General features: G+C 62.4%; 25 protein-coding genes. 15 read left to right on the top strand and 10 right to left on the bottom strand.

All coding sequences use genetic code 11. The features are described 5' to 3' along the window. Nucleotides 1-360: 360 nt before the first annotated feature. From rpsT to ACWGTI_RS16330, 4 genes are all read right to left on the bottom strand, one after another. On the bottom strand, nucleotides 361-627 hold the full coding sequence (gene rpsT / locus ACWGTI_RS16345; RefSeq protein ID WP_023681995.1) for a 30S ribosomal protein S20: 267 nt from the start codon (nucleotides 625-627) through the stop codon (nucleotides 361-363). 238 nt (nucleotides 628-865) lie between these two features. Further along, the gene (locus ACWGTI_RS16340; protein WP_454588061.1) at nucleotides 866-1639 is read right to left on the bottom strand and encodes an enoyl-CoA hydratase; all 774 of its coding nucleotides are present in this window, start codon (nucleotides 1637-1639) and stop codon (nucleotides 866-868) included. Nucleotides 1640-1680: 41 nt separating this feature from the next. Then, a complete protein-coding gene (gene mutM / locus ACWGTI_RS16335) occupies nucleotides 1681-2571 on the bottom strand; it encodes a bifunctional DNA-formamidopyrimidine glycosylase/DNA-(apurinic or apyrimidinic site) lyase (RefSeq protein WP_454588060.1) in 891 nt (296 codons plus the stop codon). Next, entirely contained in the window at nucleotides 2564-3805 is a 1242-nt protein-coding gene (locus ACWGTI_RS16330) for a phosphopentomutase (RefSeq protein ID WP_454588059.1), read from the bottom strand. The genes mutM and ACWGTI_RS16330 overlap by 8 nt, the downstream gene beginning before the upstream one ends. Before the next feature lie 151 nt (nucleotides 3806-3956). On the opposite strand from ACWGTI_RS16330, the gene ACWGTI_RS16325 reads away from it, so the two are divergent. Then, nucleotides 3957-4913 (top strand): PhnD/SsuA/transferrin family substrate-binding protein, encoded by a 957-nt coding sequence (locus ACWGTI_RS16325; protein ID WP_454588058.1) that lies wholly within the window; start codon nucleotides 3957-3959, stop codon nucleotides 4911-4913. Between the two features lie 10 nt (nucleotides 4914-4923). Here the strand turns inward: ACWGTI_RS16325 and ACWGTI_RS16320 are convergent, their stop codons facing one another. From ACWGTI_RS16320 to ACWGTI_RS16310, 3 genes are all read right to left on the bottom strand, one after another. Beyond that, entirely contained in the window at nucleotides 4924-5544 is a 621-nt protein-coding gene (locus ACWGTI_RS16320; RefSeq protein ID WP_454588057.1) for a TadE/TadG family type IV pilus assembly protein, read from the bottom strand. A 37-nt stretch (nucleotides 5545-5581) separates the two neighbouring features. Further along, the gene (locus tag ACWGTI_RS16315) at nucleotides 5582-6196 is read right to left on the bottom strand and encodes a TadE/TadG family type IV pilus assembly protein (RefSeq protein ID WP_454588056.1); all 615 of its coding nucleotides are present in this window, start codon (nucleotides 6194-6196) and stop codon (nucleotides 5582-5584) included. Between the two features lie 155 nt (nucleotides 6197-6351). Then, entirely contained in the window at nucleotides 6352-6774 is a 423-nt protein-coding gene (locus tag ACWGTI_RS16310) for a pilus assembly protein N-terminal domain-containing protein (RefSeq protein WP_454588055.1), read from the bottom strand. 353 nt (nucleotides 6775-7127) lie between these two features. Between ACWGTI_RS16310 and ACWGTI_RS16305 the strand changes: the two genes are divergently transcribed. The 9 genes from ACWGTI_RS16305 to ACWGTI_RS16265 all read left to right on the top strand — a co-directional run bounded on the left by ACWGTI_RS16305 (nucleotide 7128) and on the right by ACWGTI_RS16265 (nucleotide 16265). Beyond that, a complete protein-coding gene (locus tag ACWGTI_RS16305; protein ID WP_454588054.1) occupies nucleotides 7128-7298 on the top strand; it encodes a Flp family type IVb pilin in 171 nt (56 codons plus the stop codon). Nucleotides 7299-7454: 156 nt separating this feature from the next. Then, nucleotides 7455-7973, top strand: a complete 519-nt coding sequence (locus ACWGTI_RS16300) for an A24 family peptidase (protein ID WP_454588053.1) — start codon at nucleotides 7455-7457, stop codon at nucleotides 7971-7973. Between the two features lie 205 nt (nucleotides 7974-8178). Continuing rightward, nucleotides 8179-8994, top strand: coding sequence for a Flp pilus assembly protein CpaB (cpaB, locus tag ACWGTI_RS16295; RefSeq protein ID WP_454588052.1), 816 nt, complete (start codon nucleotides 8179-8181; stop codon nucleotides 8992-8994). Further along, nucleotides 8991-10535, top strand: coding sequence for a type II and III secretion system protein family protein (locus tag ACWGTI_RS16290; RefSeq protein ID WP_454588051.1), 1545 nt, complete (start codon nucleotides 8991-8993; stop codon nucleotides 10533-10535). Before cpaB ends, ACWGTI_RS16290 begins: the two co-directional genes overlap by 4 nt. A 13-nt stretch (nucleotides 10536-10548) precedes the next feature. After that, entirely contained in the window at nucleotides 10549-11286 is a 738-nt protein-coding gene (locus ACWGTI_RS16285; RefSeq protein WP_454588050.1) for a CpaD family pilus assembly protein, read from the top strand. Between the two features lie 54 nt (nucleotides 11287-11340). Next, nucleotides 11341-12624 (top strand): AAA family ATPase, encoded by a 1284-nt coding sequence (locus ACWGTI_RS16280; protein ID WP_454576694.1) that lies wholly within the window; start codon nucleotides 11341-11343, stop codon nucleotides 12622-12624. 29 nt (nucleotides 12625-12653) lie between these two features. Then, entirely contained in the window at nucleotides 12654-14165 is a 1512-nt protein-coding gene (locus ACWGTI_RS16275; RefSeq protein WP_454576559.1) for a CpaF family protein, read from the top strand. A gap of 29 nt (nucleotides 14166-14194) precedes the next feature. Next, entirely contained in the window at nucleotides 14195-15208 is a 1014-nt protein-coding gene (locus ACWGTI_RS16270) for a type II secretion system F family protein (protein WP_454588049.1), read from the top strand. Between the two features lie 40 nt (nucleotides 15209-15248). Further along, nucleotides 15249-16265, top strand: a complete 1017-nt coding sequence (locus ACWGTI_RS16265) for a type II secretion system F family protein (protein WP_454588048.1) — start codon at nucleotides 15249-15251, stop codon at nucleotides 16263-16265. A gap of 124 nt (nucleotides 16266-16389) precedes the next feature. Here ACWGTI_RS16265 and ACWGTI_RS16260 read toward each other — a convergent pair whose 3' ends face one another. After that, nucleotides 16390-17211, bottom strand: coding sequence for a tetratricopeptide repeat protein (locus ACWGTI_RS16260; RefSeq protein WP_454588175.1), 822 nt, complete (start codon nucleotides 17209-17211; stop codon nucleotides 16390-16392). Between the two features lie 242 nt (nucleotides 17212-17453). Between ACWGTI_RS16260 and ACWGTI_RS16255 the strand changes: the two genes are divergently transcribed. From ACWGTI_RS16255 to pdeM, 5 genes are all read left to right on the top strand, one after another. Continuing rightward, nucleotides 17454-18815, top strand: a complete 1362-nt coding sequence (locus ACWGTI_RS16255) for a leucyl aminopeptidase family protein (RefSeq protein ID WP_454588047.1) — start codon at nucleotides 17454-17456, stop codon at nucleotides 18813-18815. A gap of 71 nt (nucleotides 18816-18886) precedes the next feature. Next, nucleotides 18887-19237, top strand: a complete 351-nt coding sequence (locus tag ACWGTI_RS16250; RefSeq protein WP_454588046.1) for a MarR family winged helix-turn-helix transcriptional regulator — start codon at nucleotides 18887-18889, stop codon at nucleotides 19235-19237. Between the two features lie 29 nt (nucleotides 19238-19266). Continuing rightward, complete coding sequence (locus ACWGTI_RS16245; RefSeq protein WP_454588045.1) at nucleotides 19267-20127, top strand: C40 family peptidase; 861 nt, start codon at nucleotides 19267-19269, stop codon at nucleotides 20125-20127. Nucleotides 20128-20361: 234 nt separating this feature from the next. Further along, entirely contained in the window at nucleotides 20362-22911 is a 2550-nt protein-coding gene (locus ACWGTI_RS16240; RefSeq protein ID WP_454588044.1) for a ligase-associated DNA damage response DEXH box helicase, read from the top strand. Continuing rightward, complete coding sequence (pdeM, locus tag ACWGTI_RS16235; RefSeq protein WP_454588043.1) at nucleotides 22908-23624, top strand: ligase-associated DNA damage response endonuclease PdeM; 717 nt, start codon at nucleotides 22908-22910, stop codon at nucleotides 23622-23624. Before ACWGTI_RS16240 ends, pdeM begins: the two co-directional genes overlap by 4 nt. Before the next feature lie 13 nt (nucleotides 23625-23637). On the opposite strand, the gene ACWGTI_RS16230 is transcribed toward pdeM, so the two are convergent. Beyond that, nucleotides 23638-24411, bottom strand: coding sequence for a tetratricopeptide repeat protein (locus ACWGTI_RS16230; RefSeq protein ID WP_454588042.1), 774 nt, complete (start codon nucleotides 24409-24411; stop codon nucleotides 23638-23640). A gap of 116 nt (nucleotides 24412-24527) precedes the next feature. Then, nucleotides 24528-25463 (bottom strand): dimethyl sulfoxide reductase anchor subunit family protein, encoded by a 936-nt coding sequence (locus ACWGTI_RS16225; RefSeq protein WP_454588041.1) that lies wholly within the window; start codon nucleotides 25461-25463, stop codon nucleotides 24528-24530.

Raw genomic sequence — 25463 nt, 5'->3', positions numbered from 1 at the left:
TGTGATTCAAACCCTTTTGCCGCGAATATGAAAATGGCTGTGCGGTTTGAAATTTTCTGAAATAATTCGCTTGACACCAACTTGCCGCCTGTCGCCCACAGGCGATGTGAACAAGCTGTGGATCACTTCCAGCAAGTCATTGAAAAATATCAGTAATTTGTGACAGCCAAATTTATTGGCGTGGGCCGTTTCGGCGGATTGGAAGATCACTGGCAGTGTATGTGCCGGCAAACCATTCCGAACTCTGGAATACAGGCCGGGCGCGGTTTGCGGGCGTTCTTTTTTAAGTGCTTGCCGGCAAACGAAAAAACCCGGCGCGATTGGCCGGGTTTGAAAGAACGACAGTTCAGGAACGGTCGATCAGGCCGAAAGTACCTTGAGGCGGTGAGCCAGACGCGACACCTTGCGCGATGCCGTATTCTTGTGGATCACGCCCTTGGTCGCGGCGCGCATCAATTCCGGCTCTGCGGTCTTGAAGGCTTCCAGCGCGGCTGCCTTGTCGCCGGCAGCCAGTGCCTCTTCGACCTGGCGGACATAGGTGCGCACGCGCGAGCGGCGGTTCTTGTTGATCGCTGCGCGGCGGGCGATCTTGCGCGTTGCCTTTTTGGCCGAGGAGGTATTGGCCATGGTGCCTCTCTTCTGATCTGGTGAGCGCATGCGGGATGCCGCAGGGCGCAAAAAACAAACGGGCAGCCAACGGCCGCCTCGGTTGGAGCGGCTTATAGTTCAGCTTTCCCGGCACGTCAACGCCGCTTTGGCTTCTTTTTGGCCTCTGCCGCCGGAGCATGATGCCGAAACCTGTGAAGCGGCTTTCTCGGACAAACGGGAAAGTTTTGTCCAGGCATCACGCTCCAACGCATTGACGCTAGCGGTTGGTGAAATTCGGCTTCCGCTTCTCGGCAAAGGCCGCCATGCCTTCCTTCTGGTCGTCGAGCGCAAACAGCGAGTGGAACAGCCGGCGCTCGAAGCGCAGACCCTCGGCCAGCGTCGTCTCATAGGCGCGGTTGATGGCCTCCTTGGCCATCATCACCGAGGGCAGGGAAAATTCGGCGATCCGGGCCGCGGCCTTCAGCGCTTCCTCGACCAACTCGGCGGCCGGCACGACACGCGACACCAGGCCGGAACGCTCAGCCTCCGCGGCATCCATCATCCGCCCGGTCAGGCACATGTCCATCGCCTTCGACTTGCCGACAAAGCGGGTGAGCCGTTGCGACCCGCCCATGCCGGGAATGACGCCGAGCGTGATTTCGGGCTGACCGAACTTGGCCGTGTCGGCGGCAATGATGAAATCGCACATCATCGCCAGCTCACAGCCGCCGCCCAGAGCATAGCCGGCGACAGCCGCGATCATCGGCTTGCGCGTGCGTGCGAATTCCTCCCAGCCGACGAAAAGATCCTGCACATAGGCGTCGGCGTAGGCGATGGTCTGCATTTCCTTGATGTCGGCGCCCGCCGCAAAGGCCTTCTCGGAACCGGTGATGACAATGGCGCCGATGTCGGGATCGGCATCGAAGCCCTTTGCCGCCGCCAATATGTCCGACAGCACCTGGGCATTCAGCGCGTTGAGCGCCTTGGGCCGATTCAGCGTGATCAGGCCGACCTTGCCGCGCGTCTCCACAATAATGGTTTCATAGCTCATGGGCTGGCCTCCACGTTCCGCATTGAAGAGACCGGTCTAGCTCACCGCTGACAGGTCCGGCAATAGAAGGTCGAGCGGCCGGTTTGCACGATGCGCTCGATGTGGCCGCGGCAGCCAGCCGTCGGACAGGGCTCACCCTCGCGATCGTAGACCGCGAAAGAATGCTGGAAGTAGCCCAGCGACCCGTCTGTCTGTACATAGTCGCGCAACGACGATCCACCGGCGGCGATCGCATCGGCGATGACCGAACGGATTGCCTCGGCCAGTCGGTCACTCTGTTCCCTGGCCTTCTTGCCGGTTCCGGCGATGGTGCCCGCCTCGCGCAATGGCGACAGGCCGGCACGCCACAGCGCCTCCGACACATAGATGTTGCCGAGCCCGGCAATCAGCTTCTGGTCGAGCAGAGCCGCTTTCAACGGCGATCTGCGGCCCTTCAGCAGCGAGGCGAGCAGGACGCCGTCCAGCGCATTGCCGGTCGGTTCGACACCCAGTCCCGCCAGCATTGGATGCGCGTCGGCCACCCCTTCCGCAAACAGCATGAAGCCGAAGCGGCGCGGATCGTTGAAGATCACGCGGGATTGGACGCCGGCTGGCGACACGACTTGGAACACGACATGGTCGTGCTTGGCATCCTTCGAGCGCTCGTGATGGAACGCGCCCGGCGTCGCACTGTCGCCAGCGGTTTCGATACGAAACGAGCCCGACATGCCGAGATGGCAGATCAGCACCGGACCGCCGTCCAGATGCATGGTCAGATATTTGGCGCGGCGGCCAAGCGCGGTAATGGTCTTGCCGGTCAGCCGCTGCGCAAACTTCGCCGGAAATGGAAATCTGAGATCAGGCCGGCGCGCCTCGACACGCACGATGCGCGTGCCTTCCAGAACCGGCTGAAGGCCACGCCGGACCGTTTCGACCTCAGGTAGTTCAGGCATGGTTGCCTATCGTCGCATGGAAGGAGGTACCGTGTCGGCCACGCGCCAGCTTGAGATGTTCGGCCACGGTCTCACCGATATCGGCGAAGGTGGTCCTGAGCCCGATGTCGCCGCCGGTCAGACCCGGTGCGACGCCAATAACCGGGATGCGTTCACGCGTGTGGTCGGTGCCTCGCCATGTCGGATCGTTGCCATGATCAGCGGTGAGGATGAGCAGATCGCCTGGCTTCAGTTTCACCAGCGCCTCGGGCAGCCGGCGGTCGAAGGCTTCGAGCGCCGCCGCATAGCCGGCGACGTCGCGGCGATGGCCGAACTCGGTGTCGAAGTCGACGAAATTGGCGAACACCAGGTCGCCGTCGCCGGCATCGTCCATCGCGCCCAGCGCCTTGTCGAACATTGCCATGTTGCCGGGCGCCTTGCGCACTTCCGAGATACCGCGGTGGGCGAAGATGTCGCCGATCTTGCCGACCGCGATCACCCGGCTTCCGCGCGCTGTCAGCCGGTCGAGCAGCGTCGGCTCGGGCGGCGGCACGGCGTAGTCATGGCGGTTGTAGGTGCGCTCGAAGGTGGCCGTTGTTTCGCCAAGGAAAGGCCGTGCGATCACCCGTCCGATTTTCAGCGGGTCGACCAGCCGGCGCACCGTCCTGCAGAACTCGTAGAGCCGCTCCAGGCCGAAATGAACCTCGTGCGCTGCTATCTGCAGGACAGAATCGACCGAGGTGTAGCAGATCGGCTTGCCGGTACGGATGTGCTCCTCGCCGAAGCGCTCGATGATCTCCGTACCCGGCGCATGGCAGTTGCCGAGAATGCCCGGCACCTTGCCCTCGCGGATCATCGCTTCAGTCAGTTCGGCAGGGAAGGCGGGCACCGTATCGGGGAAATAGCCCCAGTCGAAGCGCACCGGCAGGCCGGCGATTTCCCAGTGACCCGACGGCGTATCCTTGCCGCTCGAAATCTCCTGCGCGGCGCCATGGAAGGCGGAGGCTGATACAGCGCCGGCCTTGCTGTCGAACCGGAAGCCGGTTGCGGTTTGCGCGGCGCGACCGAGACCGAGCGAAACCATGTTGGGTACCAGAAGCGGTCCCTTGCGCAGGCCGTCGCGATCGCCGCGGCCGTCCGCGCAGCCTTCAGCGATATGTCCGAATGTGTTCGAGCCGGCGTCGCCATAGCGTTCGGCATCGGCGGCGCCGCCAATGCCGAAAGAATCAAGAACGAAGAGGAAAGCGCGCGCCATAGGTGCCGTCATTGCCAGTCTGGGTGACCAGACATAAGGTCCCGTCGCGGCATTGGCAAATCGCAAACCAGGCGGCAATGGCCTGGTGCACTGTACGCATCCTTGCGGGGTGCGACGTGCTTCGAGGAACGGCGGTACGAGGCATGGATCGATGAGACGGGCGCATCTCGCGATAGGGCCGGGTTGGAGGGCATTGACGACCACCGTGGCGTTGCTGGCCTTGCCGCACGCCGCGCACGCCGACTGGCGCGACCAGATCGGGACGTTTCGGATTGGCATTGTTGCCGAGGCGGGCGCCGGCAACACGGTTCCGGGTCTGGCTCTGCTGACAGACGCCTACGGCAAGGCGCTCGGCATGAAGGTGGAATTCGTCGTCGCGCATGACTATGCGGCGCTGATCGAGGCCCAGGCCAATGCCAGGATCCAGTACGCGGTCTATTCGTCGACCGCTTACGCCACCGCTTCGGAGCGCTGCGGCTGCGTCGAACCTCTGGTCGCGCCGGTCGATGCCGACGGTGCCACCGGCATCCGCTCCGTGCTTTTGACGCGCGACAGCAAACTTCCCGATCTCGCAGCCATGCAAACGCACCGCATAGCGATGGCGCCTTCCGATAATGTCGGCGGTTCTCTTCTGCCGCTCGCCGGGCTGGCGGCCGACGGCGTCAAGATCAGCCAGGATGCGCCATTCCTCACTCATGCCGGCTCGGCCGCCGCTGCCGAAGCGATGCTGGTCGATGGCCAAGCCGATGCCGTATTTGGCTGGGAGAGGGCTGTCGCGGAAAACCGGACGGCGATTACCGCGGATCAGCTGGCTGACCCGGACGGCACCGAGGCGAGGCTGGAGGCGGCGGGAATTCCGAAGACCTCGCTCCAAATCGTCTGGACCTCAGGCCTGCTGCGGTACGGTCCCCATGCCGTCCGCAGCGATCTCGACCCCGAGGCCAAGCGCCGGTTGACCGTGTTCCTCACCAATCTCAGATCGCAGTCGCCTGATATCTATGATCTCGTGGAATCGAAACATTCCGGCGGCTTCGTGTCAGCCGCCTCTGACGACTATGCGATGGCAACGGCCATCGTGCGCCTGCTGTCGGCAGGCAGCGGCCAGTAGGTCCGGCGCTTCAGCAGTCGCTGCAGGGCAGCTCCAGGACCCGGCGTGGCCTGAGATAATAGGTCTCGCCCATCGTTATCGTGTCGAAGGCCGAGGTCAGGCCAAGCCGCTTTTCGCTGTCTGCCGACCAGGTGATGATCGGCTTGTAGCCGAGGCTGCTTTGGACGCGGATGAGGAACGTGCCGGCGGTCTTCAGCGAGGCGGGAACCGTTGTGATGGTGTCCTTGGCGGCGTCGACGCTGTAGGCGCCAGCGACCACCTTGCGCGACCACACCACCTTCACCTTCGGCGGCGTCTCGGTCGTGACCTGTATCGCGGTGACAACGATCGTCGGCGTTGAACGGTTGTAAGGCTGCAGGGTCGAGGTGCCGATCTTCATGATCGCGTCGATATTGGCAGCCACGACGCTTGTTTGCTGCGCGACCAGGTCCGCGACCATGGAGCCGATGCGGCTGACCTTCTTGCTGGTCTCGATGGCCTGCGAGGCCTCCATGGTCACAAAATACATGACCAGGAGCACAGGCACGATGAAGGCGAACTCGATGGCCGCGACGCCGCGGCGATCCGAGCAAAATCGCATCGCTCTTGCCCAGATACCCGAAAATCCCTGATGTGCCCCCGCACGATACATGCCTGTTTCCCTTTTAAGCCAAAATAACGCTGCGTTCTCAGTCGTCGAACGGTTCGTTCTGCCAGGTCACCGATGCGAAATGCAGCGTGTTGCCGTCTTTCAGATTGGCCATCGATTTGGCCATGAAATCGGTCATGACCGGCCATTTGTAGAAGACCCTCAGCATGTTCTTCGATTCCGCCAGACCCGGCGTCACCGCGAAGCTCATCGAATTCGTGCCTTGCGTCAGCACGATCTCGCCATTGACGATCTTGAATCCAGCCGTGGCGGCATCGGCAAAGGTCGGATATTCGCGCAGATCCACCAGCAACCCCGGGCAGGTCTTGGCGACCATGATCTCCAGTCTGCCGCAGATGCGGTCCCTGAGTTTGGTCCCGGTCAGGTCGGCCGGCTTCAACTGGCCGGTACGCACCTGGCGGGCGATATCGTCGGTGATGTTGGCCATCACTTCCTGTCCGGCAAACGAAATGCAGCTCTCGAGGATGGCGAAGACGAGAAGCGCAAACGGGATCGCCAGCATGGCGAATTCCATCGCCGTGCTGCCGCGACGATCGCCAAGAAAGCGGCGGGTAAACGTCACGCGTCCAGCTTTGGCCTGCGCGATCTCGCGTCCTGAATCCTTGTCCACACGCCCGTCCAAAACGTCGCCCATGTCTCGCCCCTGCCGATCCCGTTGCGGTGCCGTCAGCAACACTAGCGAGAACCCATTGAGGTCCGGTTTGGAGGACCGCTAAATTTGGCGGGAAGGCATTAACCGGCCGCTAACCGAGTCGGCTTTTTTATCAAGACCGTCAGTCACCCAGGCACTTACTGCCCGGCGTTCATCTCGGCTTCGGACGACTTCTCGGACTCGCTCTTGTACGAGCTTTCGCAGTAGGGCGTGCAGGACATGGTCTGTACCGTGGCGCGCCTGTAGATACGCACCGACGATGCGTCTTGGCGCACCACGGTTACCTGCTCGTCAATGATTGGGCTGCCATCCTGATCGAGCACAACCAGATTGGTGACGCCGAACCCCTTGCCCGTCAGCACGATCGTCGATGCATCCTGGACGGAAGCGTCGGCAATCGCCGGATTGCCAACGACGATGGTGTCGGCCGGACGCGTCAATTTGACGATCTTGGCCTGGTTCATCGTCACTTCGATGCCGGCTCCGGCCTTGGCCGGCAGCACAAAAGCCGGGACGGCGAGAAGCGCTGCAAGCAGGAATGACGATTTCACGACGGTCATCGAGGCGCTCCAAGGCGGCAACTTGTTCAACGGAACATGAACGAGATTGGTGAACCAACGGTTAAGCCGATGACCGGGCCTGGGATATCCGCGCGCATTTTTTCCTCGGCTAATATAAGAGCGTCCTGCTGACAGCCGCGAAGTTCCAGCTTTCGCGGCCTTTTCATGGGCAGGCGAGCCGCCGTCTGGCGTTTAGTTTACGGTTAACCACGCAAGCTGTTCGGGGCGCGAAAGGAATCGGTAAGGCTGTTTATTAAGCCGATTGAAAGAGCTTCTCCCTAGATTGGCAGCATCCGATCAACCACCACAGAAGTTGACGGAAGTGCTGTAACACGTGGAGTAGGAGCTCTCGAATGTCTAATCTGATCGCACGTTTCGTGAAGGACGAGTCCGGCGCGACCGCTATCGAATACGGTCTGATCGCCGCTCTCATCGCACTTGCCATCATGGTCGGTGCTGGTTCGCTCGGCAATGCGCTGAACAACAAGTTCACGGCCATCGCCACTGCGGTGAATGGTTCGTAATATCCAAGCAACCTGGTTGCTTTAGAGCTAAGGGCCGCCTCATTGGCGGCCCTTATTTCATCGTCTCGGGCGATTTTGAGTTCCCGTCCTCATCGATCGTTAATCGTATATGTCTAGGCTGAAGTCGGATTCAGTTGGCAACAGGGTGCCGCGCCGATGCTTGAAGCGCTGATCTTCGTCGTCTTTCCTTTCTGCATGCTCTTTGCCGCGATCTCCGACATGCTGTCGATGACGATCGCCAACCGCGTGCCGGTGTTGTTGCTGGCGGTGTTTGCCCTGGTTGCGCCGCTGACGGGCATGGACTGGGCAACCTATGGCTGGCATTTCGCTGCCGGCGCCCTGGTGCTGGCCATGACGTTCGGTCTGTTCGCGCTTGGCGGCATGGGCGGTGGCGACGCCAAGCTGCTCGCCGGTACCGCCGTCTGGATGGGGTTCAACAATCACCTTGTCGAGTATCTCGTGATCTCGACATTCATCGGTGGCCTGCTGACGCTCGCCATTCTCGTCTATCGGAAATCGCCGCTGGCGACGTACACCAGCCACAATCCGTTCCTGCGCCATTTCGCCGACGACACGACTGGGGTTCCCTACGGCATTGCACTCGGCATTGGCGGGCTACTGACCTATCCGGATTCACCTTTAATGGTATGGGCACTGGCACAGCTGGCGACCTGATAAAGCGAACCTCCTTTGCCGCTCCGGCATCAATGACAAAGAGGCGGCTTGGCCGCCTTTTTTTGTCGCAGCGTTGGATGCGTCTAATTTATGTAAACCTTAAATTAATCACGATCGTAAGCATTACATTAACCTTGTTTTGACGATTGCCGCTGCAAAGTCCGGCCTGGCTAGGTGGTTTGCCTAAAGGCGAGGGTTCGGACAGATGCCAGCATCCCGACTGATCATTCTGGGCGTAGCGGTGGCTGCGGCGGGTGGTGCAGGTTACGTTGCCAAGAACATGGTGGCGGTCTCGCCGCCCCAGCAGGTCGTCGTCGACGCGCCTCAGGCGCCGGCCATCGCCTTGCAGGACGTGCTCGTGCTCTCCGGCGACGTCGCCATGGGCAGCCCGCTTGACAACAACATCAGCTGGGAGTCCTGGCCGGCCGAAGGGATCAACGCGAATTTCATCACCCGTGCCGCCGAACCCGACGCGCTGGACAAGCTGAAAGGCTCCGTCGCCCGCGTTGCGATGTACACCGGCGAGCCGTTGCGGCGCTCCAAGCTGATCGGCGAAGGGCAGAGCTTCATGTCGTCGATCCTGCCCACCGGCATGCGTGCCGTCGCCACCGCGATCTCGGCCGATACGTCGGCAGGCGGCTTTATCCTGCCAAACGATTTCGTCGACGTCATCATGACCCGCAGATCCGACACGGGTAATGCCGGCAGCGGATTCACCACAGAAACCATCCTCAAGAACATCCGCGTCCTGGCGATCGACCAGACCATCCAGGAGGACGAGGAAGGCAAGAAGACCAGGGTCGGACAGACAGCGACGCTGGAGCTGACGCCGCAGCAGGCCGAGATCATCACTGTCGCACAGCAGATGGCCGATCGCCTGACGCTGGCGCTGCGCTCGATCACCGACAACAAGGAAAAAGGGACCGATGAAGCCGACTACCTCGTTTCCGGCAATGGGCGGCGCGGAACGGTGCGGTTGATCAAATCGGGCGAAGTTTCCGAAGTAGGGGCAAGGAAATGAGGTTAATCGCTAAACTGCCGGTCACCATGGCTGCGGCAATCGGCCTGCTTTTCCTCGGCGCCAATGCAAGTGGCCTCCTCGAGGCCAAGGCCGCCGGCAAGAGGGCCGGAGTCACGGCTTCAACTGCCACGCAACGCGTCAAGCTCGGCCTCAACAAATCGGTGGTCATCGACCTGCCAAGCGACGCCTACGACATTCTTGTCGCCAACCCCGCGGTCGCGGATGCGGTGACCCGCACGGCAAGGCGCATCTATCTGTTCGGCAAGGCCGTGGGCGAAACCAACATCTTCGTCTTCGGTCCCAATGGTGAGCAGATCGTCAGTCTGGATCTGGCCGTCGAACGCGACGTCGCCGGGTTGGACGACTATCTCAAGCGCTTTCTGCCGACGGCCGACATCAAGGTCGAGTTGCTGAACGACAACGTCGTCCTGACCGGCACCGTGGATACGCCGCTCGATGCCAAGCGCGCCGTCGATCTGGCAACCATCTTCGTGTCAGGCGGTGAAGCGACGACCGGCCAGTATTCGCAGACCGCGGCCGGTGGCAATGCCAATGGCGGCGTCGACATCAACAATCCGGACGCCGAGCGCCGGGTCTCGAAGATCGTCAACCTGCTGCAGATCATCGGCGACGACCAGGTGACGCTGAAGGTGACCGTGGCCGAAGTCAGCCGCTCGGTGATGAAGCAACTCGGCGTCAATATGGTCGGCAACGGCAGCATCGACGGCATTTCCTACGGTGCGCTGAGTTCGCCGAGCTACGGGCTGGGCAAACCGCTTTCGCAGAATTCGGCGCTGAATCTGCTGGGTGATGGGAAAGGCAATGGCCTTCAGGCCTACATCAACGCCATGGAGCAAAGCGGCGTCATGAAGACGCTTGCCGAACCGACCCTCACGGCGGTTTCGGGCGAGAAGGCAACGTTCAGGGCCGGCGGCGAATTCAATCTTATCACCGCACGTACGAACAACGTTTCGACCGATAACCAGACTGGCCAGGTAACCTACACCAACGAAAAGCTCGAATACGGCATAGGCCTCGAGTTCCAGCCGGTTGTGCTGTCGGCGGGCCGGATCAGCCTCAAGGTCAGGACCTCCGTGTCGGAGCCGACCACGGAAGGTGCGACCACCCTGGAAGGCGCCGCCAACTTGCCCGGCACGACGCTCCTGTCAATCCGCAAGAGGCTTGCCGACACCACCGTCGAATTGCCGTCAGGCGGCTCGATGATGATCGCCGGCCTGGTTCGCGACGACGTCCGCCAGGCTGTATCGGGTCTGCCCGGCCTGGCCAAGATCCCAGTGCTCGGCACGCTCTTCCGCAGCCGCGATTTCGTCCGCAACGAAAGCGAGCTGGTAGTCATCATCACGCCCTATCTGGCGCGGCCGGTGGCGCGCAACGACCTGGCCAAGCCGGACGACAATTTCAATGCCGCCGGCGATGGCCCGGCCATGTTCCTTGGCCGCGTCAACCGCGTGTACGGCACCATGCAGACCGACAAGCCCAACGGCCGCTACCACGGCGTTGTCGGCTTCATCTACAAGTAAGCGGGGAGCGGACATGTCTCAGTCAGCATCGAAGGCAATGGCGGTCGCCGCAACAGTGCGGTCCGGTGGTGCCCGGATCCGCCGATCGGCAATGCCGATCCTGGCGATCGCGATCGCGGCCTCGCTCGCCGGTTGCGCCAAGCGCGACAGTATCACGGTTGGGGCAATCCCCGACGATTATCGCACCACGCATCCGATCGTGATTGCCGAGAGGAACCAGAAGATCGACCTTCCGGTCGGCGCCGGTGATCGCGGCATGACGGGCTCGCAGCGCGACACGCTTCTGGGCTTCCTAGACGGCTACGACAAGAGCGCCGCCCCGGCGCTGACGATCGCAACTCCCATCGGCTCGGCCAATGAGGTGGCAGCGACTGCCGCGGCGCGCGATTTCGCCAGGCTGGCGATTGCCAGCGGCATCAAGCGAAACCGGATCGTCGTGACCTCCTATCAGTCGGTTTCCCCGGAAGCCTCGGCGCCTATCCGCGTCTCCTTTATTTCGGTGAGAGCCCAGACCGACAAATGCGGGCGCTGGCCCGAGGACCTGTTCGAGACCTCGGAAAACAAGCACTACGCCGATTACGGCTGCTCGTCCCAGAACAACCTCGCCGCGCAGCTCGCCAATCCGGCCGATCTGCTCGGGCCAAGAAAGCCGTCCGATATCGACGCCGAGAACCGCGGCGCGGTGATCGACGTCTATCGCGGCAGAGGTATTTCGGACGAGTTCCTCGGCAATTCGGAAGTGACGTACTAGGAGCGCCAGCCCCGCGTAGAGACTGGAAAGAGAAGTCACGGAAAGAGCATGACGATGAGCAATCTTGCCTACGACACGCCCGTAGACGGCGGCGACAGCTCGCAAACGGATATTGCCGCGATGCAGGCGCTGCGGCCGGTCCCGCGTATTTCGATACAGGCATTTTGCGAGACGGAAGGTGTCGCGCATCCGGTCGAGCGGGCCGCCGAGGATCGCCGCATGGCGAAGGCGCATCTGAAAGTGCATATGGGCGGCATCGCCACGGCGATCGAATTCTACCAGTCGGCGCCGACGCCGAACCTGATCCTGCTGGAATCGCGCAGCGAACCGAAGCAGCTGCTGGAGCAGCTTGCCCAGCTTTCCGAATATTGCGATCCCTCCTCGAAAGTCGTGGTGATCGGCCATTACAACGATGTCGGGCTTTACCGCGAACTCATCCGCTTCGGTATTTCCGAATATGTCATCGCGCCGGTGTCGATGGCCGATGTCGTCTCCGTGGTGTCGTCGATCTTCGTCGATCCGGAATCCGAGCCGATCGGCCGCTCGATCGCCTTCGTCGGCGCCAAGGGCGGCGTCGGCTCGTCGACCATCGCCCATAATGTGGCGTGGGCGATGTCATCGCTGTTCAAATCGGAAGTGGTCGTCGCCGATCTCGACCTGGCTTTCGGGACGGCCAACATAAATTTCGACCAGGACCCGGCGCAAGGCATCGCCGAGGCCGTGTTTTCGCCCGAACGGGTCGACGAGGTCTATCTCGACCGGCTGCTTGCCCAGTGCGCCGATCACCTATCGTTGCTTGCTGCGCCCTCCACTCTCGAACGGGTCTACGACTTTGATCCCGATGCCTTCACGCAACTCATCGACACCGCGCAGCGCAGCGTACCGCTGCTGGTGCTCGACGTCCCCCATGTCTGGACCGGCTGGACCAAGAACACACTGATGAAGGCCGACGAGATTGTCATCACGGCGACACCGGAACTGGCCAATCTGCGCAACACCAAGAACATGGTCGATATGCTGCACCGGCTTCGCCCGAACGATCCGCCGCCGAAGCTCATCATCAACCAGGCCGGCGTGCCGAAACGCCCCGAGATCTCCGCTTCCGACTTCGCCGAACCGCTCGGCATCACGCCGATGTCGGTTATCGCCTTCGACCCGTTGCTGTTTGGAAACGCCGCCAACAACGGCCGCATGCTGGGCGAGATGGATGCCAAGAGCCCGGTCGTCGGCATGATCAATGAAATCGCGCATGTGCTGACCGGTCGCAGCGAAATCAAGGCCAAGAAGAAGGCAGGCCTTGGCGGTCTGCTCGGCAAGCTCTCGCGTAACAAGAAATGACGCTTCTCAAGCGGAATTGGTAGTCGATCATGTTTGGTAAAAGAGGCTCCGACGACGGCGGCCGGTCCACCCCGGAATTCCGTCAGCCAGCACCGCCGCCTGCGGCCCCGGCGGGTGCGAAGCCTGCGGACACGGCGGTTCTTGCCCGGCCCGCCGCAGCGCCGCCGCCTGCTGCGCCGGCAATGCCGCCCGCTCGCCGTGCCGTTGAGGCGCCGCCGATGGCGCCGGAGCCGGCAAGAAAGGTTCAGCGCGAGCGCAGCGAGACCTATTACGACACCAAGAGCCAGGTCTTCTCCGCGCTTATCGACACCATCGACCTGTCGCAGCTCGCCAAGCTCGATCCCGAGAGCGCCCGGGAAGAAATCCGCGATATCGTCAACGACATCATCGCCATCAAAAATTTCGCAATGTCGATCGCCGAGCAGGAAGAGCTGCTCGAAGACATCTGCAACGACGTGCTGGGCTACGGTCCGCTGGAGCCCTTGCTCGCCCGCGACGATATCGCCGACATCATGGTCAACGGCTCCAAGAACGTCTACATCGAAGTCAACGGCAAGGTCGAACAGACCGGCATCCGCTTCCGCGACAATCAGCAGCTGCTCAATATCTGCCAGCGCATCGTCAGCCAGGTTGGCCGCCGGGTCGACGAATCGAGCCCGATCTGCGACGCCCGCTTGCCCGACGGCTCCCGCGTCAACGTCATCGCTCCGCCGCTGTCAATCGACGGCACCGCGCTCACCATCCGCAAGTTCAAGAAGGACAAGCTGACGCTCGATCAGCTGGTCAGGTTCGGCGCGATCTCGCCGCAGGGCGCCGAGATCCTCAAGATCATCGGGCGCGTCCGCTGCAACATCGTCATCTCCGGCGGCACCGGCTCCGGCAAGACGACGCTGCTCAACTGCCTGACCAACTATATCGACCGCGAGGAACGCGTCATCACTTGCGAGGATTCGGCCGAGTTGCAACTGCAGCAGCCGCATGTGGTGCGTCTCGAAACCCGCCCGCCCAATCTGGAGGGCGAAGGCGAGGTGACCATGCGCGACCTGGTCAAGAACTGCCTGCGCATGCGGCCCGAACGCATCATCGTCGGCGAAGTACGCGGACCGGAGGTTTTCGACCTGCTACAGGCGATGAACACCGGCCATGACGGTTCGATGGGAACGATCCACTCCAACAGCCCACGCGAATGCCTGAACCGCATCGAATCGATGATCGCCATGGGCGGCTATTCGCTGCCGCAGAAGACCGTGCGCGAAATCGTCGTCGGTTCGATCGATGTCATCATCCAGGCGGCGCGCCTTCGCGACGGGTCGCGCCGCATCACCCACATCACCGAGGTGATCGGTATGGAAGGCGACGTCATCATCACGCAGGATATCGTGCTCTACAACATCAAGGGCGAGGACTCGAACGGAAGGCTGCTTGGCGAGCATGTGTCGACCGGCATCGGCCGACCGCATTTCTGGGATCGCGCCCGCTACTATGGCGAGGAACAGCGCCTCGCCAATGCGCTGGAATCGATGGAGAAACGCGCTGACTGACGCATCTGTAGGCGTGGGGACCGAGGTTGATGTTCGGAATTGATACCACCGTACTGGCGTTCATCGTGCTCGCCGGCTTCAGCGCCGGCGCGGTCGCCTATGCATTCCTGTTCACCCGGATGAACAACGAGAAGCAGGCAGGCAAGCGGCTCGAGACGATCAAGGCCGCCGAAACCGATCGTTCGGTCGTCAAGGCTTCACGCGACCGTGCCGCGGAGGCGGTCAAGCGGCGCAAATCCGTTCAGGATTCGCTGAAACAGCTCGATGAAAAGCAGAAGACCAACGAACGCGTTGTCAAGAAGCCACCGCTGAAGGCCCAGATTCGTCAGGCGGGCATGCAGGTCTCGATGGAGCGTTTCTATCTCTACTCCGTCTTTTGCGGCATCGCGCTGACGGCGCTTGCCTATTTCGCCGGCGCGCCGATGCTGGTCCTGCCAGGCGCCCTGCTGGCCGGCGCGCTCGGCCTGCCGCGCTGGTTCGTCTCGTTTCGCCGCGCGCGCCGGGTCAAGGCGTTCCTCAACGAGTTTCCCAACGCCCTCGACATCATCGTACGCGCCGTCAAATCCGGCCTGCCGCTCAACGACGCCATTCGCCTGATCGCCAATGAATCGCCGGAGCCGGTCAAGACCGAGTTCCGCCGCATCGTCGATTCACAGCAGGTTGGCATGTCCATCCCCGATGCCACCTTGCGCATGGCTGAAACCATGCCGTGCAGCGAGGCAAGCTTCTTCGGCATCGTCATCCAGATCCAGTCGCAGGCCGGCGGCAACCTCTCCGAGGCGCTGGGCAACCTTTCGCGCGTGCTTCGCGATCGCAAGAAGATGAAGGCCAAGGTCCAGGCGCTGTCCATGGAAGCAAAGGCGTCGGCCGTCATCATCGGCGCCCTGCCTTTTGTCGTCGCCCTTCTCGTCTACCTGTCGAGCCCGAATTACATCATGCCGTTGTTCACCACGAGCACCGGCAATCTGATCCTCGGCTGTTCCGGTGTCTGGATGTCGATCGGCATTCTGGTGATGCGCAAGATGATGAACTTTGAGGTTTAGGCCCGACCTCGGAAAGCTCGAACGAAAAGACTGAAAACGAATGACCGACCAAGTCGTCAAATCGCTGACCGATCCTGCCTTCCTGATCGCATTGCTGGTCGGCATCGCGGTATTCGCAACCGTCTTCACGCTGCTCCCGGCCCTGAGTGGCAACCAGCTCAAGGCACGCATGAAATCAGTGGCGCTGGAGCGTGACGAACTGCGCGCCAAGCAGCGCGCACGGCTGGCCAACGAAGCCGATCGCCGCCGCAAGGGCCTGCGCGAGGAACAGTCGATCGGCATGCGTAACATCGTCGACAGGCTGGACCTGCGGCGGGCGTTGGCCGATGAAGGCACGCTGCAGAAGCTCAAAGTGGCTGGCTTTCGTGGCCAGAACCCGCTGACGCGCTTCCTGTTTTTCCGCCTGGTCCTGCCTTTTGTCGGTTTCGCGCTGGCGGCGATCTATCTGTTCGTGCTCGGCGGGCTGCCGGACCGGCCGGCTTTCGTGAAACTGTTCGTCTGCATCCTTGTGGCCTATGCCGGTTTCTACGCGCCGATCCTCTACGTCAACAACCGTGCCGCCAAGCGCAAGCAGTCGATCCAGCAGGCGTGGCCGGATGCGCTCGACCTGATGCTGATCTGCGTTGAGTCGGGCATGTCGGTGGAGGCTGCAATGCGCAGGGTCGCCGATGAGATCGGTTCGCAGTCAGTGGCGTTGGCGGAGGAGTTCGTGCTGACCAATGCCGAACTCTCTTATCTGCAGGAGCGCAAGCAGGCTTATGAAAACCTCTCGGCTCGTACCGGCCTGGAATCGGTGAAGTCAGTGTCCCAGGCGCTGGTCCAGGCCGAGCGCTACGGCACGCCCGTGGCGCACGCATTGCGCGTGCTGGCCTCGGAAAGTCGCGACATGCGCATGAATGCCGCCGAGAAGAAGGCCGCCGCCTTGCCGCCGAAGCTCACCGTGCCGATGATCCTGTTTTTCCTGCCGGTCTTGTTTGCCATCATTCTTGGACCGGCCGGCATGCAGGTCAGCCAGCGCGGCATCTTCGGCGACCAGCACAATTCCTCAAGCCAGTAACGGGCTTGTCGCAGCCAGACAAAAGAGCCGCACTGCTAAGGCAATGCGGCTCCTGGTTTTTCAGCTTTGGTGTGTGGATAGATCTTGCCCAGCGCGGAGGATGCGTTCAGCGGCTATGCGGCGCTCAGTTGGTCGCCGGCTTGCCCTTGTCCTGATCCTTGAGCTGGCTCCAGGCGTTCTGCTGGGCAAGCATCTGGCGAAGGTAGGCCACATTGGCCTGCGCCTGATCGGGCGAAAGCTCCTGCGAGGCGATCTTCTCGGCCTCGTCGAAACGGCCCTGAAGTCCCACGACCAGCGCCAGGTTCTGGCGCACCCGGCTGTCGGCATTCGGTTGCTGGGCGGCCGAGCGCATATAGGTCTCGGCGGTGCGCAGGTCGCCTTCCAGCACATAGGACATGCCGAGATTTGAAAGGATCGAGGGTTCGTTCGGTTTGAGGTCGAGCGCCTTGCGGTAGTTCTGGCGTGCTTCATCCTTCTGGCCGATCTGGTCGAGGATGGCGGCTTCGGCCGACATGAGCTTCCAGTCCGGATATTCCGGCGTCTGCGCCCGGCGCACGGCGTCGAGCGCGGGCTCGAACTGACCATTGGCTGCAAGCGCCTTGCCATAGGCGGCAAGCACGTCGCGATCCTTGGGGTAGGCGATCGCCAGCTTGCGCATCACGGCAAGCGACTGGTCGGCATCGCCGTCCATCTGCAGTGCCGCCGCAAAATTTGTCGCCAGCCGCTTGTCGTTGGGGTTCCTTGCGTAGGATTCGCCGAGCCGCGTGGTCGCGCTGTGCAACTCGCTGGCCGACATGGTTTCCAGCGGTTTGCCGCTGGTGCGCCCGATCGAGCCGGTCGTGAGCTTGCTGGTTCCGCACCCGGCAACACCGGCGGCGAGCGCCATAAGCAACGCCGCGGTGACCAACCGTTTGCCCGTAACGTTCATCCTGCGGTTGGTCGGCATCGGCACGGGGCTCTCCATTCCTGCGGGTGGCCATTGCGTGGCCATCTTCATTCCCCCAGAAATATTCTGTTAACCCTAACGGATAGTTAAAAAGCGTCCCGTTGAGATCGTTACGCGGCCCGCCGGAAGCCATTGGCTTGGCATTTTCCTATGCCTGGCCTCTGTGCATAGATGTTGAAATCGTTCGACGTCCCTGTCAGGTGACTGGGGACGACTTGCAAGCCTGCGCCGGAGACCATCGAATGCCCGTCGAACTCGTCGAGACACTAAACAGAGCCTTGCCGGTCCATCTGGTCGCTAGGGATGGACTGCAAGCCTTGGGGCTTTCGCCTTCCACGATCGCATGGGCGGGCGCCAACGGCTTTTCCGGCGAAGCCGGCAGGACGCTCGTCGTGCCCGGCGAAAACGGCGCGCTCGCCGGCGCCCTGTTCGGCATCGGCGATGGCGAGGGGGCGCTTGCCATCGGTGCGCTGGCGAGAGCCCTGCCGGAAGGCGACTGGCACCTTGCCTCTGCGCCCGCCGAGCCGGAGCTCGCGGCAATAGGTTTGGTTCTCGGCGGCTATTTCTTCACCCGTTACGGCAAGAAACCAGGCAAGGCGCTGCGCTTCATGCTGCCGTCCGGCGTCGATGCAGGCCGTGTCCACCGCATCGCCGACGGCGTCTTCCTGACGCGCAATCTGGTCAACACGCCGACCAGCGACATGGGGCCAGACGAGCTGGAGAAGGCCGTGCGGACGCTGGCATCCGGACACAATGCCGAAGTATCGGTGATCAAGGGCGACGATCTGTTGAAACAGAACTTCCCGATGATCCACGCGGTCGGCCGCGCCTCGGTCGGCGCGCCGCGCCTGATCGACATGATTTGGGGACCGGAAGGCGCGCCGAAGGTCACGCTGGTCGGCAAGGGCGTCTGCTTCGACACGGGCGGCCTCGACATCAAGCCCTCATCGGGCATGCTGTTGATGAAGAAGGACATGGGCGGCGCCGCCAATGTGATGGGCCTTGCCTCGATGATCATGGCCGCCGGGCTGAAAGTGCGGCTGCGCGTCCTGATACCGGCGGTCGAGAATTCGATTGCCGGCAATGCCTTTCGGCCTGGCGACGTGCTGGTGAGCCGCAAGGGCATCACCGTCGAGATCGGCAACACCGACGCCGAGGGGCGGCTGGTGCTCGCCGATGCGCTGGCGCTGGCCGATGATGAAGAACCTGACCTTTTGATCGACATGGCAACGCTGACCGGCGCCGCGCGTGTCGCGCTCGGGCCAGACCTGCCGCCTTTCTACACCGGCGACGAGACGCTGGCATCCGAACTGGCGGCGGCCTCGGTGGCCGTAGAGGATCCGCTGTGGCGCATGCCGCTGTGGCGGCCCTATGACGCCAAGCTGGCGTCGAAGATCGCCGACATCAACAACGTCACCACAGACGGCTTCGCCGGATCGGTCACCGCGGCGCTGTTCCTCAAGCGCTTTGTCGAGCGGACGGCGGGCTGGGCCCATTTCGACATCTTTGCCTGGAACCCGTCCGACCGCCCCCACGGCCCTGCGGGCGGCGAGGCGCAAGGCATCCGTGCGCTGGAACGGGTTATTTCGAAACGCTTTGGGTAGGGTTGTCCGGCCACTGCGCCGGCTGCCAAAACTGAAACGGAACCGAAACAATTTGCCGTCATGCTTGGGCGATGTCGATTTCGATGCGTCCGAGCCAGGCGATGCGGCTGTGGCAGCAGGTGATGCTGTCACAGGTGCGCGATGATGCGCCCGATCTCACCATGCGCCAGACGGCGATCCTGTTCACCATCTATCTCGACCCGCCGCCGCACACCGTCCGCGGCCTGGCCGCCCGCCTCAATGTCACCAAGCCGGTCATCACCCGCGCGCTCGACACGATGGGTGCGCTGAAGCTGGTGTCGCGCCACCGCGACGAGCTCGACAAGCGCAATGTGCTGATCCGGCGCACCGTCGAAGGCGCGCTCTTTGTCGAGCGCTTCGGCGATGGTATCGTTGCCAAGGGTCACGAACTGCCTATCTGACCGATTACCCATTTAGCTGGATTGATGATTTGACCGCAAGGGATGCACGCCTTCACGCCTTCCGTTCCGACCTCGCCGATGCCAGGCTGAAAGGCGAGGTGTCGGCCGATCGCTTCGTCACCGGCCGCCCGGCGCGCATCGCTGCCTCCGTGGCCGATATCCGCAAGGCGCCGCGCCCGGACGCCGGCGTCAACACGCAGGTTCTGTTCGGTGACGATGTGCTGGTCTTCGAGGAGACCGAGGGCTGGGCCTGGGTCCAGGCCGAACGCGACGGCTATGTCGGCTACGTCGGCGCGACCATGCTGGGCACGCGCGAGCACGCGCCGACCCACATCGTCACGGCGCCGCGCACCTTCCTCTATCCCGGCCCGGATCTGCGCTTCCCGATCAGCGGGCAATTGTCGATGGGCTCGACGGTGACAGTGACCGGCGCCGCCGAAACGCGCGGCACTCACTATGTGCTTCTGCCCTCCGGCGAGGCGCTGATCGCCGGCCACGTGCGGCCGCTCGGCGATGTCGCTGCAGACTATGTCTCAGTGGCCGAGATGTTTCTCGGCACGCCCTATCTCTGGGGTGGCACCTCGGGCTTCGGCATCGACTGTTCGGGCCTGGTGCAACTGGCGATGCGCATGGCCGGCAAAAATGTGCTGCGCGATTCCGACATGCAGGCGGCAGGCCTCGGCGCGCCGCTCGATCCCGGCCCGGATTTCACCGGGCTGGAGCGCGGCGATCTGGTGTTCTGGAAGGGCCACGTCGCGATCATGACCGACATCAACGACATGATCCACGCCAACGGCCACACCATGCTGGTCTCGCGCGAAGGGCTCAAGGAGGCGGTTGATCGGATTGGGTATCTGTATGGCGGGCCGACTGGGTTTCGGCGGCCGTAGCGGAAGCGCCTGTCCTTCTCCCCCTGTGGGAGAAGGTGGCCTCGCGAAGCGAGGTCGGATGAGGGGTGTTCCAGGGAACGCCAACGCCTCACTCCGCTGGAACACCCCTCATCCGTCTCGACGCTATCGCGCCGATCCACCTTCCCCCACAAGGGGGGAAGGGAAAGCTCACCTCGATCACCTTTTGTTCCGATTTTCCTTGGCGTTCGCGCGTCGTCGCGCTACCTCTTTCGCGTGACCGAGCAGCCGCGCCTTGCAGAACACAATGCCACAGTCTCCCTGCCCGAGCCATTCATCAAATGGTTCGGTGAGAAAGGCTGGTCGCCGCGCGCCCATCAGATCGAGCTGCTGGCCAAGGCGCAGGCCGGACAATCGGTGCTGCTGATCGCGCCGACCGGGGCCGGCAAGACGCTGGCCGGGTTCATGCCTTCGCTGACTGAATTGGCCAACCGACCCAGGCGAAAGCCCGGCCAGGCGCATCGCGGCATCCACACGCTCTACATCTCGCCGCTGAAGGCGCTGGCCGTCGACATCGAACGCAATCTCGGCAAGCCGGTAGAAGAGATAGGGCTTCCAGTCACCATTGAGACGCGCACCGGTGACACACCCTCGCATAAGCGCCAGCGACAAAAGCTGGTGCCTCCCGATATCCTGCTAACCACCCCAGAGCAGCTGGCGCTCTTGATCGCTGCCCCCGATGCCAGGCGCTTCTTCGAAGATCTGCGCTATGTCGTGCTCGACGAACTGCATTCGCTGGTGACTTCGAAGCGCGGCCATCTGCTGGCGCTCGGCTTGGCGCGGCTGCGCAGCATTGTGCCCGGCCTGCAAACGATCGGCCTGTCGGCGACAGTGGTCGAGCCCGACGAATTGCGGCGATGGCTGGTCAGCCAGAATCCACCCAAAGGTCTGACAAGCCCCGACATGTCTGAGCTGATCGTCGTCACGGGCGGCGCCAAGCCGGAAATCTCCATCCTCGATTCAGAGGAGCACGTGCCATGGGCCGGACATTCGGCGCGCTATGCCACGCCGGAGATCTACCGCGAGATCAAGCGTCACAAGACGACCCTGCTGTTCGTCAACACCCGCAGCCAGGCCGAGCTCTTGTTCCAGGAATTGTGGCGGGTCAACGAGGACACTCTGCCGATCGCGCTGCATCACGGCTCGCTCGATGTCGGCCAGCGCCGGCGCGTCGAGAAGGCGATGGGCGAAAACGCTTTGCGCGCCATCGTCGCCACCTCGACGCTCGACCTCGGCATCGACTGGGGCGATGTCGATCTCGTCGTTCATGTCGGCGCGCCCAAGGGGGCCAGCCGCCTGGCGCAGCGTATCGGCCGAGCCAACCACCGCATGGACGAACCATCCAAGGCGATCCTCATTCCGGCCAACCGCTTCGAAGTGCTGGAATGCCGGGCAGCCCTAGACGCCAACTATCTCGGCGCGCAGGACACGCCGCCCTTGGTCGATGGAGGGCTCGACGTGCTGGCGCAGCATGTGCTGGGCTGCGCCTGCGGTAGTCCGTTCCGCGCCGATGATCTCTACGAAGAAGTGCTGACAGCGGCGCCCTATGCCAGCCTCGATCGGCCGACATTCGACCGCGTCATCGATTTCGTCGCCACCGGTGGCTATGCGCTCAAGAACTATGAGCGCTACGCCCGCATCCGCCTGAACAAGGACGGCATGTGGCGGGTCTCCAATCCGCGCGTCGCGCAGCAATACCGGCTGAATGTCGGCACGATCATCGAAGTGCCGGCGCTCAATGTGCGCTACGTCAAGGCCGGCAGCAAAGGCTCGGCCTCGCGTGGCGGCGCGGTTCTTGGCAAGATCGAGGAGGCCTTCCTCGAGACACTGACGCATGGCGACACATTCATGTTTGCCGGCAAAGTGCTGCGTTTCGAAGGCATTCGCGAGAACGAATGCTTCGTCTCGAACGCCCCGGGAAGTGATGCCAAGGTGCCCTATTATGGCGGCGGCAAATTTCCGCTTTCGACCTATCTCGCCGAACAGGTCCGCATCATGCTGGACGATCCGCAGCGCTGGAAAAAACTGCCCGAGCAGGTTTCGGACTGGCTGCGCTTCCAGGCCGACAAATCGGTATTGCCCAAACGGGGCGACCTGCTGATCGAGACCTTCCCGCGTGGTAATCGCCACTATCTCGTGGCGTATCCGTTCGAAGGCAGGCTGGCGCATCAGACCCTCGGTATGTTGCTCACCCGCCGCCTGGACAGGGCCGGCGCCAGGCCGCTCGGCTTCGTCGCCACCGATTATGCGCTGGCCATATGGTCGCTGGGCGATATGGGGGCGATGTTCACGGCGAGGAAGCCGTCGCTCGCAGCGCTGTTAGACCAGGACATGCTGGGCGACGACCTCGAAGCATGGCTGGCCGACAGCTGGCTGCTCAAGCGTACCTTCCGTAATTGCGCGCTGATTTCGGGCCTGATCGAGAAGCGCCACCCCGGCCAGGAGAAAAGCGGTCGCCAGGTCACCGTCTCGACCGATCTGATCTACGACGTGCTGCGCAGCCATGAACCCGACCACATATTGCTGCAGGCGACGCGCGCCGATGCGGCGGCTGGCCTGCTCGATGTCAGCAGACTTGCGGACATGCTCTCGCGCATCCAGGGTCGAATCGTGCATAAGGCGCTCGAACAGATATCGCCGCTTGCCGTGCCGATCATGCTCGAGATCGGCAAGATGCCGGTGAACGGCGAGGCCGACGAAACGCTGCTGATGGACGCGGCGACACTGGTCGAGGAAGCCATGGGCTCCGGGATGATCGAGGAATGAATTTTTCGCCGGCGCGCGCAACACTGATCGCCGAGGCCGACATGGTCGGCATCGCCGGCGAGCGCGCGGTTTGCGATCCCCGCGGCGTGCTCTACTTCCCCGATCTCAGGCTACTTGCGGTGTCCGACCTGCATCTGGAAAAAGGCTCGTCCTTCGCCCGGCGCGGCGCCCTGATCCCGCCTTACGATACCGGCGCCACCTTGCTGCGGCTGCAGGCGGTGATCGCGGACTACCAGCCTTCGATCGTCATCAGCCTGGGCGATTCCTTCCATGACGGCGGTGGCGCCGAGCGCATGCACCAGTCCTTCCGCGAGCGCCTGGAAGCGCTGATGGCCGGCCGCGACTGGTTCTGGGTCGCCGGCAATCATGACCCGGAAGCGCCGGCCGATCTGCCCGGAGAGACGGTGCGCGAACTCGCTATCGGCTCGCTGCTGTTTCGGCACGAGCCGTCCAAGGTGAGAGCCGAGGGCGAAGTCGCGGGCCATCTTCACCCTTGCGCGCGCATCGTCCAGCGCGGCCGCTCGGTGCGGCGGCGCTGCTTTGCCGGCGATGGCGGACGCATGATCATGCCGGCCTTCGGCGCCTATACCGGTTCGCTCAACGTGCTCGACCGCGCCTATGCCGGCCTGTTCCGGCCGGAAACGCTGATGGCTTATATGATGGGCACTGACCGCATCTTCGCCATCTCGCGCTCGATGCTGCGGCCAGGCTGAGATCGCCGTCAGCTCAAGTCTTCTTAAGCGCAGCTTGGATGCGATCAAGAACTTCTTCCGCGCCATGGTATCCCTGGGCTGCCGAGCGTTTTAGCCATTGAACCGCAACGACTGCATTCTGCTCAACCCCAACGCCTTTGAGATACATCAATCCCACGTTGAATTGGGCCTTGCCATTGTTCAGTTGCGCAGCCTTTTCGTACCAATGAAAGGCCAGCTTGGGGTCTTTATCTACGATTTCGCCGGTCAGGTAAGCGGCACCTAGATTAATTTGTGCGTCAACGTTGCCCTGGTCCGCTGCTCTGGTTAACCAAAGAGTCGCGTCGGCCCCACTTTTGGGTACTCCCTTCCCGACGGAATACACATATCCAAGGTATTGCTGAGCTTCGGACAAGCCTTGGATCGCCGCCCTGCGCCATAGCTCCGCCGCTTTGGTGTCATCCAGTTGAACGCCCTTACCCCAGGAATATAAAAGTCCAAGTTTCAACTCAGCCACTGCCATGTTCTGATCCGCCGCCTTGTCCCACCACTCGGCAGCCTTGGAATAATCCAATGGAACACCAAGTCCGCTAGAATACAGAAACCCGACATTAAATTGCGCGGCAGCATCGCCCTTTTGCGCAAGAGCCATCCATTCTTTGTACGCTTGCGTGTAATTCTTCGCCTGAAAGGCAGCTTCGGCATCGAGCGCGCCTGCTACTAAATCGTGGGAAGCAAAAACCAAACTGCCCGCAACGCAAACCCCTCGTGCGAGATGCGATGCTAACTTGAAGGGAGTGAGGATCATTGTCTGCTTTGCCAATCCGAAGATGCGGATCCAAGAATTACGACACATTACTCCGAGCCACAACTTACGACAACACTAACTGACACCCAGCAATTGCGATCGCAATTTGGCGTTCCCTACCTGCCGTAGTAGAGCGTGACCGTGTGCTTGGCTTCGGCGAAGAACAGCCAGCGCTCGACCAGCATGCCGGTGAACTGGACGATCACGGCGACCACCGACAGTACCGCCGCCAAGGGCCAGGGCAAGGCAAAGATAGCGGCGAGAAGCAGGGTGGGCAGGGCGAAGGCCAGCAATTGCGTGATCTGACGCAGCCGCGCGCTGTGCTTGCGCGCTATGCGAAAGCCCATTTCCTTGAGCAGGTAGTTTTCCTCGGTATGCGGCCACTCCAGCGACCGCACCGTGCCGCCGGCCAAACCCGTGGCTGTATTGGCGGTGGTCGGGATCTCGAGCCGGTTATTATACCGCCAGGTCGCGAGCTTCCAGCCCCAGCCGGCAAGAGTGGCAATCAGCGAGCAAGCCAGCACGATGATCGAACCAACGCCGAAGCCTAGCAGTAAGGCGTTCAACAGCACGCTACCTGTCATTGTCGAGAAAATAAGATAAGCCGGCAAAGTATAGGGACTATGCCACTGCGCGATCGGCTTCAGCGAGGCATAGATCATACCGGTGGTGCAGACGGTGACGATTGCGCCGATCGTTGCGAGAAACCCGGCGATGGCCACCCAACCGCCGGTGCGGCCAAAAAACACCCAGCCGATGCCGAACAGCCCGGCCGGAATGAAGGTCGCCACCGAGGCCACGCCCTCGCGCGACAGCCAGGAACTGCGCCATTGCGAGAAGGCGCGCCAGGCCCGTTCGGGGCGGCCGAGATGGCCGGTCGAGGACAACAGGCCGGCGGCAATCAGCCCGAGCGCCAGGCCCATGCCAATGAGGCCGAGCCAGAAATCGGCCGGGATGAACCCTAGCCCGGCAAGCACGCCAAGCAGCGCCAGGAGGCCGTAGCCCGCTCCTGTGGCAGTTGTGAAGAAGACGACGGAGAAGGCTGGATGCAT

The sequence above is a fragment of the Mesorhizobium sp. ArgA1 genome, from assembly GCF_053714375.1.
Note: the sequence above shows the minus strand (reverse complement) of the source record. Positions and strands in the feature narration are given on the sequence as shown.

Excerpts from the sequence above, each read along its gene's own strand:
- rpsT (WP_023681995.1), bottom strand. The coding sequence starts at position 627 with ATGGCCAATACCTCCTCGGCCAAAAAGGCAACGCGCAAGATCGCCCGC.
- ACWGTI_RS16340 (WP_454588061.1), bottom strand. The coding sequence starts at position 1,639 with ATGAGCTATGAAACCATTATTGTGGAGACGCGCGGCAAGGTCGGCCTG.
- mutM (WP_454588060.1), bottom strand. The coding sequence starts at position 2,571 with ATGCCTGAACTACCTGAGGTCGAAACGGTCCGGCGTGGCCTTCAGCCG.
- ACWGTI_RS16330 (WP_454588059.1), bottom strand. The coding sequence starts at position 3,805 with ATGGCGCGCGCTTTCCTCTTCGTTCTTGATTCTTTCGGCATTGGCGGC.
- ACWGTI_RS16325 (WP_454588058.1), top strand. The coding sequence starts at position 3,957 with ATGAGACGGGCGCATCTCGCGATAGGGCCGGGTTGGAGGGCATTGACG.
- ACWGTI_RS16320 (WP_454588057.1), bottom strand. The coding sequence starts at position 5,544 with ATGTATCGTGCGGGGGCACATCAGGGATTTTCGGGTATCTGGGCAAGA.
- ACWGTI_RS16315 (WP_454588056.1), bottom strand. The coding sequence starts at position 6,196 with ATGGGCGACGTTTTGGACGGGCGTGTGGACAAGGATTCAGGACGCGAG.
- ACWGTI_RS16310 (WP_454588055.1), bottom strand. The coding sequence starts at position 6,774 with ATGACCGTCGTGAAATCGTCATTCCTGCTTGCAGCGCTTCTCGCCGTC.
- ACWGTI_RS16305 (WP_454588054.1), top strand. The coding sequence starts at position 7,128 with ATGTCTAATCTGATCGCACGTTTCGTGAAGGACGAGTCCGGCGCGACC.
- ACWGTI_RS16300 (WP_454588053.1), top strand. The coding sequence starts at position 7,455 with ATGCTTGAAGCGCTGATCTTCGTCGTCTTTCCTTTCTGCATGCTCTTT.
- cpaB (WP_454588052.1), top strand. The coding sequence starts at position 8,179 with ATGCCAGCATCCCGACTGATCATTCTGGGCGTAGCGGTGGCTGCGGCG.
- ACWGTI_RS16290 (WP_454588051.1), top strand. The coding sequence starts at position 8,991 with ATGAGGTTAATCGCTAAACTGCCGGTCACCATGGCTGCGGCAATCGGC.
- ACWGTI_RS16285 (WP_454588050.1), top strand. The coding sequence starts at position 10,549 with ATGTCTCAGTCAGCATCGAAGGCAATGGCGGTCGCCGCAACAGTGCGG.
- ACWGTI_RS16280 (WP_454576694.1), top strand. The coding sequence starts at position 11,341 with ATGAGCAATCTTGCCTACGACACGCCCGTAGACGGCGGCGACAGCTCG.
- ACWGTI_RS16275 (WP_454576559.1), top strand. The coding sequence starts at position 12,654 with ATGTTTGGTAAAAGAGGCTCCGACGACGGCGGCCGGTCCACCCCGGAA.
- ACWGTI_RS16270 (WP_454588049.1), top strand. The coding sequence starts at position 14,195 with ATGTTCGGAATTGATACCACCGTACTGGCGTTCATCGTGCTCGCCGGC.
- ACWGTI_RS16265 (WP_454588048.1), top strand. The coding sequence starts at position 15,249 with ATGACCGACCAAGTCGTCAAATCGCTGACCGATCCTGCCTTCCTGATC.
- ACWGTI_RS16260 (WP_454588175.1), bottom strand. The coding sequence starts at position 17,211 with ATGCCGACCAACCGCAGGATGAACGTTACGGGCAAACGGTTGGTCACC.
- ACWGTI_RS16255 (WP_454588047.1), top strand. The coding sequence starts at position 17,454 with ATGCCCGTCGAACTCGTCGAGACACTAAACAGAGCCTTGCCGGTCCAT.
- ACWGTI_RS16250 (WP_454588046.1), top strand. The coding sequence starts at position 18,887 with ATGTCGATTTCGATGCGTCCGAGCCAGGCGATGCGGCTGTGGCAGCAG.
- pdeM (WP_454588043.1), top strand. The coding sequence starts at position 22,908 with ATGAATTTTTCGCCGGCGCGCGCAACACTGATCGCCGAGGCCGACATG.
- ACWGTI_RS16230 (WP_454588042.1), bottom strand. The coding sequence starts at position 24,411 with ATGATCCTCACTCCCTTCAAGTTAGCATCGCATCTCGCACGAGGGGTT.
- ACWGTI_RS16225 (WP_454588041.1), bottom strand. The coding sequence starts at position 25,463 with ATGCATCCAGCCTTCTCCGTCGTCTTCTTCACAACTGCCACAGGAGCG.